Origin of the sequence: Streptomyces sp. NPDC056222, from assembly GCF_042264065.1 — a bacterium.
Taxonomy (GTDB): domain Bacteria; phylum Actinomycetota; class Actinomycetes; order Streptomycetales; family Streptomycetaceae; genus Streptomyces.
This window is the reverse complement of record NZ_JBHJTL010000012.1, coordinates 56,084-70,705: the sequence shown is the minus strand read 5'-3', so window position 1 is coordinate 70,705 and position 14,622 is coordinate 56,084. Positions and strand designations below refer to the sequence as shown.

General features: G+C 70.8%; 17 protein-coding genes. 7 read left to right on the top strand and 10 right to left on the bottom strand.

The window, feature by feature from the left end; genetic code table 11:
* Nucleotides 1-104 precede the first annotated feature (104 nt).
* From ACFC0D_RS08760 to ACFC0D_RS08750, 3 genes are all read left to right on the top strand, one after another.
* Complete coding sequence (locus ACFC0D_RS08760) at nt 105-566, top strand: winged helix-turn-helix transcriptional regulator (protein WP_376432591.1); 462 nt, start codon at nt 105-107, stop codon at nt 564-566.
* Between the two features lie 109 nt (nt 567-675).
* Nucleotides 676-1,548, top strand: coding sequence for an undecaprenyl-diphosphate phosphatase (locus ACFC0D_RS08755; RefSeq protein ID WP_376432589.1), 873 nt, complete (start codon nt 676-678; stop codon nt 1,546-1,548).
* A 352-nt stretch (nt 1,549-1,900) separates the two neighbouring features.
* Nucleotides 1,901-2,116 carry a hypothetical protein gene (locus ACFC0D_RS08750; RefSeq protein WP_376432587.1) on the top strand — a complete coding sequence of 72 codons (216 nt, stop codon included), beginning with the start codon at nt 1,901-1,903 and terminating at the stop codon, nt 2,114-2,116.
* A gap of 22 nt (nt 2,117-2,138) precedes the next feature.
* On the opposite strand, the gene ACFC0D_RS08745 is transcribed toward ACFC0D_RS08750, so the two are convergent.
* The gene (locus ACFC0D_RS08745; RefSeq protein WP_376432585.1) at nt 2,139-2,738 is read right to left on the bottom strand and encodes a flavin reductase family protein; all 600 of its coding nucleotides are present in this window, start codon (nt 2,736-2,738) and stop codon (nt 2,139-2,141) included.
* A gap of 83 nt (nt 2,739-2,821) precedes the next feature.
* Here ACFC0D_RS08745 and ACFC0D_RS08740 point away from each other — a divergent pair, with 83 nt between their 5' ends.
* Both ACFC0D_RS08740 and lnt read left to right on the top strand, forming a co-directional pair.
* A complete protein-coding gene (locus ACFC0D_RS08740; RefSeq protein ID WP_376432583.1) occupies nt 2,822-3,259 on the top strand; it encodes a nuclear transport factor 2 family protein in 438 nt (145 codons plus the stop codon).
* A gap of 54 nt (nt 3,260-3,313) precedes the next feature.
* The gene (gene lnt / locus ACFC0D_RS08735) at nt 3,314-5,047 is read left to right on the top strand and encodes an apolipoprotein N-acyltransferase (protein ID WP_376432581.1); all 1,734 of its coding nucleotides are present in this window, start codon (nt 3,314-3,316) and stop codon (nt 5,045-5,047) included.
* Here the strand turns inward: lnt and ACFC0D_RS08730 are convergent.
* Complete coding sequence (locus tag ACFC0D_RS08730) at nt 4,971-5,876, bottom strand: Gfo/Idh/MocA family protein (protein WP_376432579.1); 906 nt, start codon at nt 5,874-5,876, stop codon at nt 4,971-4,973. The two genes, lnt and ACFC0D_RS08730, sit on opposite strands and share 77 nt — an antisense overlap.
* Before the next feature lie 40 nt (nt 5,877-5,916).
* The gene (locus ACFC0D_RS08725; protein WP_376432576.1) at nt 5,917-7,104 is read right to left on the bottom strand and encodes an FAD-dependent monooxygenase; all 1,188 of its coding nucleotides are present in this window, start codon (nt 7,102-7,104) and stop codon (nt 5,917-5,919) included.
* A gap of 81 nt (nt 7,105-7,185) precedes the next feature.
* Here ACFC0D_RS08725 and ACFC0D_RS08720 point away from each other — a divergent pair, with 81 nt between their 5' ends.
* Both ACFC0D_RS08720 and ACFC0D_RS08715 read left to right on the top strand, forming a co-directional pair.
* Nucleotides 7,186-7,833, top strand: a complete 648-nt coding sequence (locus ACFC0D_RS08720; protein WP_376432574.1) for a TetR/AcrR family transcriptional regulator — start codon at nt 7,186-7,188, stop codon at nt 7,831-7,833.
* Nucleotides 7,834-7,885: 52 nt separating this feature from the next.
* Complete coding sequence (locus ACFC0D_RS08715) at nt 7,886-8,407, top strand: DinB family protein (protein WP_376432572.1); 522 nt, start codon at nt 7,886-7,888, stop codon at nt 8,405-8,407.
* A 156-nt stretch (nt 8,408-8,563) separates the two neighbouring features.
* Here ACFC0D_RS08715 and ACFC0D_RS08710 read toward each other — a convergent pair whose 3' ends face one another.
* The 7 genes from ACFC0D_RS08710 to ACFC0D_RS08680 all read right to left on the bottom strand — a co-directional run bounded on the left by ACFC0D_RS08710 (nt 8,564) and on the right by ACFC0D_RS08680 (nt 14,606).
* Entirely contained in the window at nt 8,564-9,037 is a 474-nt protein-coding gene (locus ACFC0D_RS08710) for a hypothetical protein (RefSeq protein ID WP_376432691.1), read from the bottom strand.
* A gap of 138 nt (nt 9,038-9,175) precedes the next feature.
* Complete coding sequence (ung, locus tag ACFC0D_RS08705) at nt 9,176-9,859, bottom strand: uracil-DNA glycosylase (RefSeq protein ID WP_376432570.1); 684 nt, start codon at nt 9,857-9,859, stop codon at nt 9,176-9,178.
* A 70-nt stretch (nt 9,860-9,929) separates the two neighbouring features.
* On the bottom strand, nt 9,930-11,507 hold the full coding sequence (locus ACFC0D_RS08700) for an ABC transporter substrate-binding protein (RefSeq protein WP_376432568.1): 1,578 nt from the start codon (nt 11,505-11,507) through the stop codon (nt 9,930-9,932).
* A gap of 148 nt (nt 11,508-11,655) precedes the next feature.
* Nucleotides 11,656-12,423 (bottom strand): SDR family oxidoreductase, encoded by a 768-nt coding sequence (locus ACFC0D_RS08695; RefSeq protein ID WP_376432566.1) that lies wholly within the window; start codon nt 12,421-12,423, stop codon nt 11,656-11,658.
* Between the two features lie 28 nt (nt 12,424-12,451).
* Nucleotides 12,452-13,213 (bottom strand): 3-oxoacyl-ACP reductase FabG, encoded by a 762-nt coding sequence (gene fabG, locus ACFC0D_RS08690; RefSeq protein WP_376432564.1) that lies wholly within the window; start codon nt 13,211-13,213, stop codon nt 12,452-12,454.
* A gap of 167 nt (nt 13,214-13,380) precedes the next feature.
* A complete protein-coding gene (locus ACFC0D_RS08685; RefSeq protein WP_376432561.1) occupies nt 13,381-13,764 on the bottom strand; it encodes a DUF3037 domain-containing protein in 384 nt (127 codons plus the stop codon).
* Entirely contained in the window at nt 13,761-14,606 is an 846-nt protein-coding gene (locus ACFC0D_RS08680) for a HipA family kinase (RefSeq protein WP_376432559.1), read from the bottom strand. The genes ACFC0D_RS08685 and ACFC0D_RS08680 overlap by 4 nt, the downstream gene beginning before the upstream one ends.
* Nucleotides 14,607-14,622: the final 16 nt, after the last annotated feature.

The following is a 14,622-nucleotide window of genomic DNA, read 5'->3' as shown; positions in this document are numbered from 1 at the left end:
CGATCACCTGGTGAGTTGGAAAACTGGACCCAAAACTTGGCAGTAACATAACCCAGTCGGTTGGATTCTCAAACCCTCTCCTCGGCCTGCCTTAGGCTGAGCCCATGAAGGCAGCCCCCCGCCCCTGCTCGATCGCCGACGCCCTCACCCTCGTCGGCGAGAAGTACTCGCTGCTCGTCCTGCGCGAGATCTCGCTCGGCGTCCGCCGCTTCGACCGGATCGCGCGGAACACCGGCGCCCCGCGCGACATCCTCACCGCCCGTCTGAAGCGGCTGGTGGAGGCCGGAATCCTGGAGAAGGTGCCGTACAGCGAACGTCCGCGGCGCTTCGAGTACCGGGCCACTCCGGCCGGCCAGGAGCTGCAGCCGGTGCTGCTCACGCTCATGGCCTGGGGCGATCGCCATCTGAACGAGAAGGACCGTCCGGTGGTCCTGGAGCACAGCTGCGGCGAGGTCCTCAGCCCCCGGGTCGTGTGCGCCTGCTGCGGTGACGAGGCGGACGCGGCGAGCCTGACCCACCATGTGCGAACCCCGGGATGGACGACGACCGGCCCCGTGGAGACCTGAGATCGGGGCCTTCATCTGGGGACGGTACGCTGCGCAGCGACCGGCGGTCGATCTCCGATCCGACCGCCCTTTCTGACCGCACGAGCACATTCGGGACGGCCCTAGCCCCATGAGTTGGTTCGAATCATTCATCCTCGGACTCGTCCAGGGGCTGACGGAGTTCCTTCCCATCTCCTCCAGCGCGCACCTCCGCCTCACCGCAGCCTTCGCCGGCTGGGAGGACCCCGGCGCGGCCTTCACCGCGATCACCCAGATCGGCACGGAGACGGCCGTCCTGATCTACTTCCGCAAGGACATCGCGCGGATCGTCTCCGCCTGGTTCCGCTCGCTGCGGGACAAGTCCATGCGCAGCGACCACGACGCCCAGATGGGCTGGCTGGTCATCGTCGGCTCGATCCCGATCGGTGTGCTGGGCGTGACGCTCAAGGACCAGATCGAGGGCCCGTTCCGTGATCTTCGGCTGATCGCCACGACCCTCATCGTGATGGGCATCGTCCTCGGCGTCGCCGACCGCCTCGCCGCCCGCGACGAGATCGGCGGGCGGCACCGCGTCGTCCGCGAGCGCAAGACGCTCAAGGACCTCGGAGTGAAGGACGGCCTGATCTTCGGAGTCTGCCAGGCGATGGCCCTGATCCCCGGCGTCTCCCGCTCCGGCGCGACGATCTCCGGCGGTCTGCTCATGGGCTACACGCGCGAGGCGGCGGCCCGGTACTCGTTCCTGCTGGCCATCCCGGCGGTGCTCGCCTCGGGCGCCTACGAGCTGAAGGACGCCGGCGAGGGCCATGTGTCCTGGGGTCCGACGATCTTCGCGACGATCATCGCGTTCGTGGTCGGATACGCGGTGATCGCCTGGTTCATGAAGTTCATCACGACGAAGAGCTTCATGCCGTTCGTGATCTACCGGATCCTGCTCGGCATCGTCCTGTTCATCCTCGTCGGCACGGACGTCCTGAGCCCCCACGCGGGCGAGTCCGGCCACTGACCTCAGGCCTCGCACAGACCGGAGCCCGTCCGCGGGCGCCGGTGGTCGATCGACCGCCGGCGCGCGGACGGGCTCATGTCCGTTCGGGTGGGGACCGGGTTCCGCGCCGATCGGGACGGGTCGCCGGACTCGGGGGGTTTCCGGCGGCTCTTCTCTGGTGCGCCCCTACCGAAGGGACGCGACGATCCTCCCGCCGCGGAGGGGAGAGCGGCGAGCGTGTGCACCCGCCGTGTCGACGCGTTCCGTTCACACCCCGTGTGAACCGGTTCCGGGTCTCTCCACGGACCGGGTCTCTCCACCGCCCGGCGGGATCCGCCGGGCGGGATCCGGGGGCTCGTCGCACCCTGGAACCATGGCCTGGCAAGCACCCATCGTCATCCACCGCCCCTCCCCCGGCGGCGGGCGGCGCGTCACCGTCCGCGGGCAGATCGTGGGCCTTGCGCACAACGACACCGACCTCGTCGAGTTCCTGCGCCGAGCCGGACTCGAGGACGCCGACATGATCCTCGACGATCCGCATCTGGTGGAGTGGCGCGGCGGCCGTCCCCACCGGTGGGAGGCCGCCTAGGAAGCGCCGCGCACCCCTCTCGTCACGCCCGGGAGTCGTACGGGACCCGGGCGATCTCCTGGATTCCGCCGAGGGTCCCCCACTCGTTCCGGCCGAGCCGGGTCAGCGGGCGCATGAGCGTGATCTCGGGGTGGCCGTCCACCATCACGGCCTCGTCCACGGCCGCGTGCACCACCCGCCCGAAGACGACGGTCGAGTCCCCGATCCGCAGGGTGCTGTGCAGCTCGCACTCCAGCGCCACCGGCGCGTGTGCCACCCGCGGCGGCTTGACCCGCAGGCTCGGCTCGCGTTCCACGCCACAGGCGTCGAACTCGCTCACCCCGCGCGGAAAGTCCGTCGCCGTGGCGTTGATCTGCTCGAAGAGCGGCTCGGGCGCGAAGTTCACCACGAAGGCCCCGGTGTCCTCGATGTTGCGCAGCGAGTCCTTGCGGCCCACCGAGGTGAACTGGACCACCGGCGGAGTCACCGACGAGATCGTGAAGAAGGAGTGCGGGGCCAGATTATCGGTCCCGTCGGCCGAGGTCGTGGAGATCCAGGCGATGGGCCGGGGCACGACGGTGGCGGTGAGCAGTCGGTAGAAGGTGTTCCGGTCGCTCAGGGCGGGATCGATGTCGATGCGCATGACGCAAAGTATGACCGGGATCCGACCACGCCCTCGCCGCACGGCTCTTGGCCCCGCGCCTCCCCCTGCCCGACACTGTGCCGATGACACAGCGCGTGGATCTCGCGACCGTGATGGACCGGCTTGCCATCGACGACCTCGTCACCGGGTACGCGGTGGCCGTGGACGACTCCGACTGGACGGGCTACCGGGCGCTGTTCACGCGCGACGGCAGGGCCGACTACCGCGATTCCGGCGGTGTCGAGGGCCCGGCGGCCGAGGTCGCCGACTGGCTCGAGGAGACGATGCGGCTCTTCCCGGTACGCCAGCACCTGATCGTGAATCGCCGGGTGACCATTCAGGACCTCGGCGGCTACTCGGGGGACTCGGCCGAGGTCCGTGCCGACTATGTGAACCCGATGCGCTTCGAGTCGGGCGAGGACTTCGTCTGCGGCGGCCGTTACACGTTCTCCCTGCTCCGGACGGACGCCGGATGGCGGCTCCACTCGGTCGTCGTACGGGAGAAGTGGCGTCGCGCCTAGGGGCGGGGCCGGGGGTGCGCGGCGCACACTGGAGGCGACACCTGGAGGCGCTGCGTGGGAATTGCGTTCGGCCGGCGCGGCGCCGGCGCGGAGCACGGGCCCGGTGCCGGTTCCCGGCGCCCGCGCCGGACACGTACGGCAGCCGAGGACGGGGCAGGCGCGGAGGCCGGAGCCCCCGCAGGGGACGGGCCGTCCGAGGGCGCCCGGTCCCGCACCCCGCAGACACCGCATCGTGGCGCCCGCGGCGCGCTCGCGGTCGTCGCGGGCGCCCTGCCCGCGCTCGCCTTCCCGGCGCCCGCCCTCTGGTGGTTCGCCTACGTCGCCCTCATCCCGTGGCTGCTGCTGCTCCGTACCGCGCCCACCGCGCGCCGTGCCGCCCTGGAGGGCTGGCTGGGCGGTATGGGCTTCATGGTGGCGATGCACCACTGGCTGATGCCGAGCCTGCACGTCTTCCTTCTCGTACTGGCCGCGCTGCTCGGTCTGTTGTGGGTGCCCTGGGGTTGGCTGGTGCGGGCGATGCTCGGGGACGGGCCGTCCGGTACGCGGGCCGCCGCCGCGCTCCTGGTCGTCCCGTCCGGCTGGCTGCTGATCGAACTGGTCCGTTCCTGGGAGGCCTTGGGCGGGCCGTGGGGTCTGTTGGGCGCGAGTCAGTGGGAGGTCGCGCCGGCGCTGCGGCTGGCCTCCGTCGGGGGCGTCTGGCTCGTCTCCCTGCTGGTGGTGGCGGTCAACACGGCCGTGGCGCTTCTCGTGGTGTCGGCCGCCGCCGTTCGGATGGCAGCCCTGGTGGGACTTGTGGTGTGCGCGCTCACCGTGGGCGTGGTCTGGTGGGGTACCGGGCCACCGCGGGAGCAGGGGACCGCGCGGATCGCCGTCGTCCAGCCGGGGGTGTTCGACGGATCCGGTGGGGCGGAGCGGCGGTTCGCGCGGGGCGAGGAGCTGACGCGTGAACTGGTCGGCCAGGACCTGGATCTGGTCGTCTGGGGCGAGAGCAGCGTGGGCGCCGATCTGGCGACCCGCCCCGACCTCACCGCCCGGTTGACCGCCCTCTCCCGTGCGGTGGACGCGCCCATCCTCGTCAATGTGGACGCCCGCCGCTCCGACCGGCCGGGCATCTTCAAGAGCGCCGTGCTGATCGGTGAGCAGGGCCCCACCGGCGACCGTTACGACAAGATGCGGCTCGTGCCGTTCGGCGAGTACATCCCGCTGCGACCGGTCCTGGGCTGGGCGACATCGGTCGGCAAGGCGGCGGGCGAGGACCGGCGGCGTGGCACCGAGCCCGTGGTGATGAGCCTTCCGGCCGACGGAGCCGACGCGGCGCTGCGGATCGGGCCGCTGGTCTGTTTCGAGTCGGCCTTCCCCGACATGTCCCGCCGCCTGACCCGCGACGGCGCGGACCTGCTGATCGCCCAGTCGGCGACCTCGACCTTCCAGCACAGCTGGGCGCCCGCCCAGCACGCCTCGCTCGCGGCGCTGCGCGCGGCGGAGTCCGGCCGTCCGATGGTGCACGCCACGCTGACCGGCGTGAGCGCCGTGTACGGCCCCGACGGGCGCCGGATCGGTACGACGCTGGACACCGACCGCAGCGCGGCGGCCGTCTACGACGTGCCCCTCGCGCGGACGACCACGGGCTACGCGCGGTTCGGCGACTGGCCGCTGTACGGCGCCCTGACCGTGCTCGCCGTACTGTGCGCCGCCGAGGGCATGGGCGCGCTCAGGAGGCCTGCGTCAGAGCCTCGCGCACGACGCGCTCGCACAGCTCGTGGGTCGAAAGAGCGTCCCGGGCGCTGAGCTGCTTGCCCGCTCGTACGGCGTCGAGGAAGGCGAGGACGGCCTGTTCGATGCCGCGCTGGCGGGCCACCGGCACCCAGTCCCCGCGTCGCCGGACCGTGGGCTGGCCCTTGTGGTCCACGACGTCCGCGAGGTTGAGGACCTGACGCTTGGTGTCCTGGCCCGACACCTCGAGGATCTCCTCGGTGGAACCGTTCATCCGGTTCATCATCCCGATGGCGGTGAATCCGTCGCCGGAGAGCTGGAGCACCACGTGCTCCATGAGTCCGTCGCGGATCCGGGCCCGTACGTCCGTGTGCTCCACCTCTCCCGGCAGAAGGAAGCGGAGGGTGTCGACGACGTGGATGAAGTCGTCCAGGACGAGGGTGCGCGGGTCCTCGGGCAGTCCGAGCCGGTTCTTCTGCATGAGGATGAGTTCGCGCGGGTGGTCCAGGCACTGCGCATAGCTGGGTGCCAGGCGGCGGTTGAAGCCGACGGCCAGGCTCACCGCGCGGTCCTCGGCCAGCTCCACGAGCCGCTCGGATTCGGCGTACTCGTACGCCAGGGGCTTGTCGACATAGGTCGCCACCCCGGCCTGGAGGAGCCGGGTGACGATCTCGGCGTGGGCGGCGGTCGGCGCATGCACGAACGCGGCGTCGAGGCCTGCGGAGATCAGTGAGTCGAGGTCTCTGTGGCGCCGCACGGCCGGCACGTGGTGGGTCTCTGCGACCCGCTCCAGGGTGGCCTCCGTCCGTGTCTGCAGATGGAGTTCGGCCCCGGGGAGGGCGGCGAGGACCGGGAGATATGCCTTCTGCGCGATGTCGCCGAGTCCGATGCAGCCGACCTTCACGGGGTCTCCCTAGCGCTGGGTGATCTGTCGTAAGCGCCGGTCAGCTTACTCGCGCGCGGTCGGCGGCCGACGGCGGCCGCCAGTCCGCGATGCCGTCGAAACCCCGCAGGACGAGGCCGGGTCCGAAGCGGGAGACGGCGGTGATGAGCGCGTTGCGCAGGGCGACGGCGGGCGGGGCGGCCAGGAGGGCGAGCCGGCCGGTCCGGGCGGCCTTGCGGACGATCGCCGTGGTGCGCGGCAGCCGGTCGGCGGTGTACGCGTCCAGTGACCGGCTCGGGCGAAGTCCCGGGCCGGCGTGGTGGGCCAGGACGATCGCGTCCTCGATGGCCTGGTTGCCGCCCTGCCCGAGGGTGGGCTCCATGGCGTGCGCGGCGTCGCCGAGCAGTGCGACGCGACCGTGGTGGAAGGCGGGCAGCGGTGTGGGCATGTGGTGGACGTCGTGGCGCAGGACGCCGTCGGGATCGACGGCGGCGAGGATCTCGGGCACGGGGTGGTGCCAGTCGCCGAAGAGGCGCAGGAGTTCGGCCTTCTCGTCGTCGGGGGCGCGGGCCCCTTCGGGGGCGGCGGCCATCGCGTAGGCGTAGGTGCGGCCGTCCTTGAGGGGCTGGGTTCCCCAGAGGCGGCCGGGGCCCCAGGTCTCGTGCGGCGGGAAGGGGCGTTCGGGGGCGGGTACGACGACGCGCCAGGTGGTGAAGCCGGAGTACTCGGGACCGGTGTGGTCGGGGAAGAGGGCGCGGCGGACCGTGGAGTGGATGCCGTCGGCGCCGAGGACCAGTTCGGCCTCGATGTCCCCGTCGGGGGTGCGGACGACGGCGGGCCTGTCGTCGTCGCCGGGGTCGGCGAGGGACGCGGCCACCCCGGTCCGTACGACTCCGTCGGGGAGGGCCGAGAGCAGGATCTCGACGAGGGTGGCGCGGTGGAGCAGGACGAGGGGTCCGCCGAAGCGGGCGGCGGCGGCCTTGGCGCTGGTGCGGGCCAGCCAGCGGCCGTCGGGGGCTCGCATTCCGCCGTCGCCCTGCCAGGCGGACAGTTCGCGGACGCGGTCGCCGAGCCCGATGACGTCGAGGGCGCGTTGGGAGTTGGGGGCGAGGCCGATGCCGGCGCCGACGGGGGTGAGGGCGGCGGCGCGTTCGAGGACGGTGACGTTCCAGCCGCGTCGGTGGAGGGCGACGGCGGCGGTGAGCCCGCCGATGCCGGCCCCGACGACAACGGCACGGTGCTGTTCCATGACTGCCCCCTCGGAAACTACAGGTGTAGTGACCTCTTGAACGTACTACAGGTGTAGTCAGACCGGTAGTAGGTTGTGCCCATGACCGCACGCACCCCCCGGCCCGCCTCCGACTCCGCCGCTCCGGACTCCCCCGCCACGGCCGCTCCCGCCGCGACCGGCTCGCGCGCCGAGCGGATCGGGGACGCCGCCCTCGACCTCCTCGTCGAACGCGGGATGCGCGGGCTCACCCACCGGGCGGTCGACGAGCGGGCGGGGCTGCCGCAGGGCTCGACCTCCAACCACGCCCGCACCCGCCAGGCGCTGCTGGAGACGGCGGTCCGCCGCCAGGTCGAGCTGGAGGCCCGCGTTCTCACGCCACACGAGATGCCGGGCCCGGACGCCGGGGCCGGGGACCTGGTGGACGCCCTCGCGCTCGCCCTGCACCGGTATCTCACCGACCACCGCGCGCTGCTCGTCTCCCGCTACGAACTCGCCCTGGAGGCCACCCGCCGCCCCGAACTGCGTACGTTCTTCGACGCGGCGGGGGCGGCGTTCCACGGGCCGCTGATCGCGATGATGGCGGACGCCGGCTCCCCCTCCCCCGAGCGGCACGCGCTGTCCCTGATCGCCTGGTGCGAGGGGCTGATGTTCTCCTGCGCCGCGGGCTCCTTCCACTCCGCCGTACCGAGCCGGGACGAACTGCGCGTGGGCTTCGACGAGTTGCTGCGCGGAATGCTCGGCGGGTGACCCGCGCCAGGTCCCCTGGCGCCCACCGCGGCCATCGGCGACGATTCCCGGCATGACCTCCGTGGAACACACCGCACGCACCGAACCGTCGACCACCGCGGGCGAGCGCGAGATGCTCGAGGGCTGGCTGGACTACCACCGCCGGACGCTCGCCCTGAAATGCGAGGGGCTGGCCGAGCCGCAGCTGCGCACCGCCTCCGCGCCACCGTCGAACCTCAGCCTGCTCGGCCTGGTCCGCCACATGGCCGAGGTGGAACGCGGCTGGTTCCGGCGGGTGCTGGCCGGAGAGCGGCCGGGGCGGATCTACAGCACCGAGGAGGACCGCGACCGCGCCTTCCACCTCACCGAGGCGGACACCTGGGACGAGGCGTACGCGACCTGGCAGGGCGAGATCGCACGGGCCCGCGAGCTCGCCGCGGCGCACCACCTCGACGATCTGGCCAAGGGTGAGCACCGCAGCGGGGAGACGTTCAACCTGCGCTGGATCTACACCCACATGATCGAGGAGTACGCGCGTCACAACGGCCACGCGGATCTGCTGCGCGAGCGGATCGACGGAGCCACGGGCGACTGACGGGCCCGAGGGGGACGGCGGCGTGACGCGCCCCGAGCCGCCCCGCTCCCGGGCGGACGTCCGCACGCCGGGTGATCCGTACGGAGGCAGGCGCCCCCGGCAGCGACCGGGGCAGGGTCTGCCGCGGTCCGTACGGGAAGCGAGACCGGCACCGGGCTATCGCGCGCGGAGCCGCACCTCCAGGCGCTCGATCGCCGCGCGCACCCCGTTGCCGTATCCGTCGTCGTCCAGAGCGTCCGATGCCGCGCGGGCCCGGTCCAGATGGACCCGGGCCGCGTCGGGCCGCTGCACCTTCAGATAGTCGGCGGCCAGGTTGAGGTGGAGGGAGGGGTACAGCGCCCTCAGCGCGACCGCGGAGTCGTGCTCGGCCAGCCGCTCCTCCCCTAGCTCCTCGGCCGCCAGAAGGGCCCGCAGGTCCCAGGCCAGCTCGACGTCCGGGTCGTCCTGCGCGTCGGCCATGTAGTGCGCGAGGGTGCAGCGGTGCAGAGGGTCCCCGTCGGGACCGATCTGCGCCCACAGATCCCCGAAACGGTTGCGAGCCTCCTCCCGGTCCCCGCCGTGGAGCAGCATCGTCGTCTGACCGATCCTGGTCATGACGCCGTCGTCCGACATCTGCTGCTGCTCGGTCACTGCGGCCTCCACGCGATCTCCGTCCGGGAGATCCGACGCTAGCCGCAGCGACCCCCGAACCGGATCAGGCTCGGGCGCCGGGCGGGGCCTGTCAGCCGGGCGGGCTCAGATGCCCGCCCGGACAGCGGCCCGGCGGCGTCAGCCCAGGTCGGGGATGCGCCAGTCGATCGCCTCGTGGCCCTGGGCCGCGATCGCCTCGTTGATCTGCGTGAAGGGGTGGGAGCCGAAGAACTTCTTCGCCGACAGCGGCGAGGGGTGCGCGCCCTTCACCACCACGTGGCGCTCCTCGTCGATCAGGGGGAGCTTCTTCTGGGCGTAGTTCCCCCACAGCACGAAGACGGCGGGGTCCGGCCGGGACGCCACGGCGGAGATCACCGCGTCCGTGAACTTCTCCCAGCCCTGGCCCTTGTGCGAGTTGGCCTCGCCGGCGCGGACGGTGAGGACCGCGTTGAGCAGCAGCACACCCTGCTCGGCCCACGGCATCAGATAGCCGTTGTCCGGCACCGGGTGCCCGAGCTCCTCCTTCATCTCCTTGTAGATGTTGCGGAGGGACGGCGGGGTCTTGACACCGGGCCGGACGGAGAAGCAGAGGCCGTGCCCCTGCCCTTCTCCGTGGTACGGGTCCTGGCCGAGGACCAGGACCTTCACCTTGTCGTACGGGGTGGCGGCGAGGGCCGCGAAGACCTCGTCGCGCGGCGGATAGACCGGCCCCTTCGCCCGCTCCTCCTCGACGAACTCGGTGAGCTGCTTGAAGTACGGCTTCTGCAGCTCGTCGCCGAGGACGCCGCGCCAGGACTCGGGCAGCATGTCGGTGTCGGTCACGTCAACAACCTCCGGTAGGCCATGTCTTCTTACGTGCTGAAGAACCTACCGGGGGCCACTGACAATGCCGCTACCAGCTGGTCCTGCGGCTGAGTTCCCACATCTGCATGACGGTCTGCGGGTCGAGCGCGCGCTCGCCGCCCGCGATGTCCTCACCGGCCGCGATGTAGAGCTTGCCCTGCCACAGCGGGAGGAGCCGGACGTCGTCCACCATGATCTCCTGCGCCTCCTTGAACTCCTCGGCGGCGGCGCCGCGGTCGCTCTCGCGCCGCGACTTCGGCAGGATCTCGTCGGTGATGCGGGGGCTCACGTACGGCGTTCCCAGCGCGTTCTGCTTGCCGACGAACGGGGCGATGAAGTTGTCCGCGTCCGGGAAGTCGGGGAACCAGCCGCGACCGAAGACCGGGTACTCGCCCTTCTGGTAGTCGGCCGCGAACTCCTTCCACGGCTTGCTGCGCAGGGTCACCTTGAAGAGCCCAGACGAGTCCAGCTGCCGCTTGAGCTCGGCGAACTCGAGCGCGGTGCCGGAGCCGTACCGGTCGGTGGTGTACCAGAAGGTCAGCTCGACCGGCTTGGTGATCCCGGCCTTGCGCAGGATCGACTTGGCCTTCGTGACGCTGGGCTCGCCGAAGGCGTCGAAGAACTCCGTGGTGTGCCCGGCGATGCCCTTGGGGACCATGGAGTACAGCGGCTCGGCCGTGCCCTTGTACGCCTTGTCGACCAGTTCCTCGCGGTCGACGATCTGGGCGATCGCCTTGCGGACCGGCTCCTTGGCGACCGAGGCGTCCCGCGCGTTGAAGACGAGGTAGCGGATGTCGGCGCCGGTCGACTCCACGAGCTGGAGCTTCTCGTTCGCCGGGGTGTCCTCCTGGAGTTCGACGACCTCCTCGGCGGTGAGACCCCGGTAGGTGGCGTCGATCTCCTCCTTCCGCAGCGCGGTGACCATGGCCTCGGACTCCTTGAAGTACCGAATGGTCACGCCGCCGTTCTTGCGGTCCGCGAACCCCTTGTAGGCGGGGTTCTTGGTCAGCTCGGCCTTGTCGCCCTCGACGTATTCGTCGAGGACGTAAGGACCGGAGCCGGTGAGCTTCCCGTCCTCACGGAGCTTGTCGGCGGGGTACTCGGCCGGGTCCACCAGGGACATGGCCGGCGTCGCGAGAACGAAGGGGAAGGTCGCGTCGGGCTTGTTCAGCTTGAAGACGACCGTACGGTCGTCCACGGTCTCGATCTTGTCGAGCGAGCCGAGCATCCCGTTGGGGCCACCGTCGGCGTTGATCGTGCGGATGCGCTCGATGGAGTACTGGACAGCCTTGGCGTCCAGTTTGTGCCCGTTCGAGAACGTCAGGCCGTCGACGAGCTTGCACTCGAAGATCCGGCTGGCGGTGTCGGAGAATTTGCAGTCGGCGGCATCGGACTGCGGGGTCGTACTGCCGGTGGGAAAACTCACCAGCGTCTGGAAGACATTTCGGTACAGCTCCCAGGAATTGTCCCAAGCGGCTGCCGGATCAAGCGTGGTGGGAGAACTCGTCGTGCCGACGACGATTCTCTGCTCCCCGGTGGATTCACCGTCCGAAAACAGGCTGCATCCGGATACCAGGGATATGGACGCAAGGGCTGCAGCGGCCTGCAGACTGGTCCGGTTGAACACGTGCACGCTCCTCGTTCAGCCATGGGTCGGCCGACCATACCGCAGCGCCCCGCCAGGTCAATGTTCGACCCTGACGGGGCACTTGAGGCATTCAACGATTAACCGGGGTCAAACCGGTCAGGAATTCAGGAAAGTGTCCGGATATCGGTCACTCGACGCCGGAGTTGAGGAAAAGACCCCCGTCGACCACCAGCGTCTGGCCGGTGATCCAGTCCGACTGGTCGGAGGTGAGGAACGCGGCGGCGCCACCGATGTCCTCCGGGACTCCCAGCCGGCCGAGCGGGTACGCGGCCGCCGCCTCGGCCTCCCGACCCTCGTAGAGGGCCTGGGCGAACTTGGTCTTGACAACGGCCGGGGCGATCGCGTTGACCCGCACGACCGGCGCGAATTCGTGCGCCAGCTGGAGGGTCAGATTGACCATGGCCGCCTTGCTCATCCCGTACGCGCCGATGAACGGCGAGGCGGAGATGCCGGCGATCGAGGCGATGTTCACGATCGCGCCGCCATGATCCTTCTGCCAGGCGCGCCAGGTCAGCTGGGCGAACCCCAGGGCCGAGATCACATTCGTCTCGTAGACCTTACGGGCGACGTTCAGGTCCAGCTCGGCGATCGGTCCGAAGACCGGGTTCGTCCCGGCGTTGTTCACCAGGAAGTCGACCCGGCCGAACGCCTCCATCGTGGCATCGACGGCAGCGGCCTGGTGGGCCTCGTCGTGGGCCTTGCCGGGCACCGCGATGACCCGGTCGGCTCCGAGGCGCTCGACGGCCTCCTTGAGGGCCTCCTCGCCCCGGCCGGTGATGCACACACGGTCGCCGCGGGCGACCAGCGCCTCGGCGACGCCGTAGCCGATGCCCCGGCTGGCGCCGGTGACCAGAGCGACCTTGCCGGAAAGCTCGGGCAGTTCCTTCGTGCTCATGTACGTCTCCTTCTTCCCGCTCGAAGCGTCAGTTGAGCGGGCCGCCGGCCACGTACAGGACCTGACCGGAGACGAAGCCGGCGTCGTCACCCGTGAAGAAGGCGATGGCGTTGGCGATGTCCTCGGGCTTGCCGACCCGCTGCACCGGGATCATGGAGGCGGCCGCGGCCTGGAAGTCCTCGAAGCCCATGCCGACACGCTCGGCGGTCTGCGCGGTCATCTCGGTGACGATGAAGCCCGGGGCGACGGCGTTGGCGGTGATGTTGAACTTGCCGAGTTCCTTGGCGAGGGTCTTGGTGAAGCCCTGCAGACCGGCCTTGACGGCCGAGTAGTTCGCCTGGCCGCGGTTGCCGAGCGCGGAGGACGAGGAGAGCGAGACGATCCGGCCGAAGCCCGCGTCCACCATGTGCTTCTGGCACGCCTTGGCCATCAGGAACGCGCCCTTGAGGTGCACGTTCATGACCATGTCCCAGTCGGACTCGCTCATCTTGAACAGCAGGTTGTCGCGGAGCACGCCGGCGTTGTTGACGAGGATCGTCGGGGCGCCGAGCTCGGTGGCGACGCGCGCGACGGCGGCCTCCACCTGAGCGCTGTCGGAGACGTCGCAGCCGACGGCGATGGCGGTGCCACCGGCGGCCTTGATCTTCTCGACGGTGTCCTTGCAGGCCGCCTCGTCGAGGTCGAGTACGGCGACGGCGCGGCCCTCCGCGGCCAGCCGTACCGCGGTCGCGGCGCCAATGCCCCGCGCCGCGCCGGTGACGACGGCTACGCGCTGCTCGGTGGTCGACATGCTGGTTCTCCTCGCCCTTGGATCATCCATGGATGCGGCCCGCACGGTGCGTCCCACACATGAGCGACCGCTTAGTACCTTCCGCAGACGAGACGCTAGAAGCCCTGGCACCCGGTGTCAACGGCCCACCGGGTGCACAGCGTCACTCCGCGCCACATCGACGGCGCTCAGCGCACCAGCAGATCGAGCAGTCTTTCGACCTCGCCCTCCGGATCGGCGGTCAGTCCGGTGTGCACCGGGCCCGGCTGGACCACCGTGGAGCGGGGTGCGATCAGCCACCGGAAGCGCCGGCCCGCGTCGTCACGGGCAGCCTGCCCGGCGTCCTCGCCGCCCCGGCAGACCCCCTCGACCGCGTGCAGCGCGGCCCGGACGCCGGTCACGTCGGCGCCGGGGTCGAGCACCCTGAGCTTGGCCTCGTCGAGGTGGATGCGGGCGGCGACGAAGGATTTCGCCCGGCAGTAGACCACCACGCCCGCGTTGAAGAACTCGCCGCGCTCGACGCGTGGCACGACGCGCAGCAGCGCGTACTCGAAGACATCGCGGTCGGTCACGTGGTGCGGTCCTTCTGGGCGGAGTGCGGCCGGGGGGCGAGACGTTCGGCGAGCCAGCCGGGCGGCTGCGCCGGCCCGCGCTCGACCCGCGGGCCGAGGGTGATCCGTTCGTGGATGGTCGCGGCGCGCGGCAGCAGCGCCTCCACGTATGCGGCGCGCAGCGCGTCGGTGCTCTCGAAACCGGGCTCGTCCACCAGCCACTCGTCGGGGACGTCGGCGGCGACCTCCTCGAGCAGCTCCCGTGTCACCAGGGGTGCCAGCTCCGCCGCCGCGGCGGCGACGTCCGGCGAGAAGGGCGCGAGGGCGTGGTCGGAGGCGTCGTACGGCTTCGCGGCGGAGGCCTGGGCGCCCCGCCAGTTGTGGTGCCAGATCATCGTGGCGCCGTGGTCGATCAGCCACAGGTCGCCGTGCCAGACCAGCATGTTCGGGTTGCGCCAGGACCGGTCGACGTTGTTGATCACCGCGTCGAACCAGACGACCTTCCCCGCCTCCTTCGGGTCCACCTCGTACGCCAGCGGGTCGAAGCCCAGCGAGCCGGGAAGGTAGTCCATCCCGAGGTTGAGCCCGCCACTCGCCTTCAGCAGCTCCTGGACCTCCTGGTCGGGCTCGGAGAGCCCGATGACGGGGTCGAGCCCGATGGCGACGAGCTCGGGCACACGCAGCCCGAGCCGGCGGGCGAGCTGCCCGCAGATCACCTCGGCGACGAGTGTCTTGCGCCCCTGCCCGGCGCCGGTGAACTTCATGACGTACGTACCGAGATCGTCGGCCTCGACGATGCCCGGGAGCGACCCGCCCTCACGCAGAGGGGTGACATAGCGGGTCGCTGTCACTTCTGTAAGCATTTCGCCAGGCTATATG

Coding starts and splice junctions, on each gene's coding strand:
- ACFC0D_RS08695 (WP_376432566.1), bottom strand. CDS start 12,423: ATGAGCACGAAGGAACTGCCCGAGCTTTCCGGCAAGGTCGCTCTGGTC.
- ACFC0D_RS08715 (WP_376432572.1), top strand. CDS start 7,886: ATGACCTCCGTGGAACACACCGCACGCACCGAACCGTCGACCACCGCG.
- ACFC0D_RS08750 (WP_376432587.1), top strand. CDS start 1,901: ATGGCCTGGCAAGCACCCATCGTCATCCACCGCCCCTCCCCCGGCGGC.
- ACFC0D_RS08745 (WP_376432585.1), bottom strand. CDS start 2,738: ATGCGCATCGACATCGATCCCGCCCTGAGCGACCGGAACACCTTCTAC.
- ACFC0D_RS08725 (WP_376432576.1), bottom strand. CDS start 7,104: ATGGAACAGCACCGTGCCGTTGTCGTCGGGGCCGGCATCGGCGGGCTC.
- ACFC0D_RS08680 (WP_376432559.1), bottom strand. CDS start 14,606: ATGCTTACAGAAGTGACAGCGACCCGCTATGTCACCCCTCTGCGTGAG.
- ACFC0D_RS08720 (WP_376432574.1), top strand. CDS start 7,186: ATGACCGCACGCACCCCCCGGCCCGCCTCCGACTCCGCCGCTCCGGAC.
- ACFC0D_RS08755 (WP_376432589.1), top strand. CDS start 676: ATGAGTTGGTTCGAATCATTCATCCTCGGACTCGTCCAGGGGCTGACG.
- ACFC0D_RS08760 (WP_376432591.1), top strand. CDS start 105: ATGAAGGCAGCCCCCCGCCCCTGCTCGATCGCCGACGCCCTCACCCTC.
- ACFC0D_RS08740 (WP_376432583.1), top strand. CDS start 2,822: ATGACACAGCGCGTGGATCTCGCGACCGTGATGGACCGGCTTGCCATC.
- fabG (WP_376432564.1), bottom strand. CDS start 13,213: ATGTCGACCACCGAGCAGCGCGTAGCCGTCGTCACCGGCGCGGCGCGG.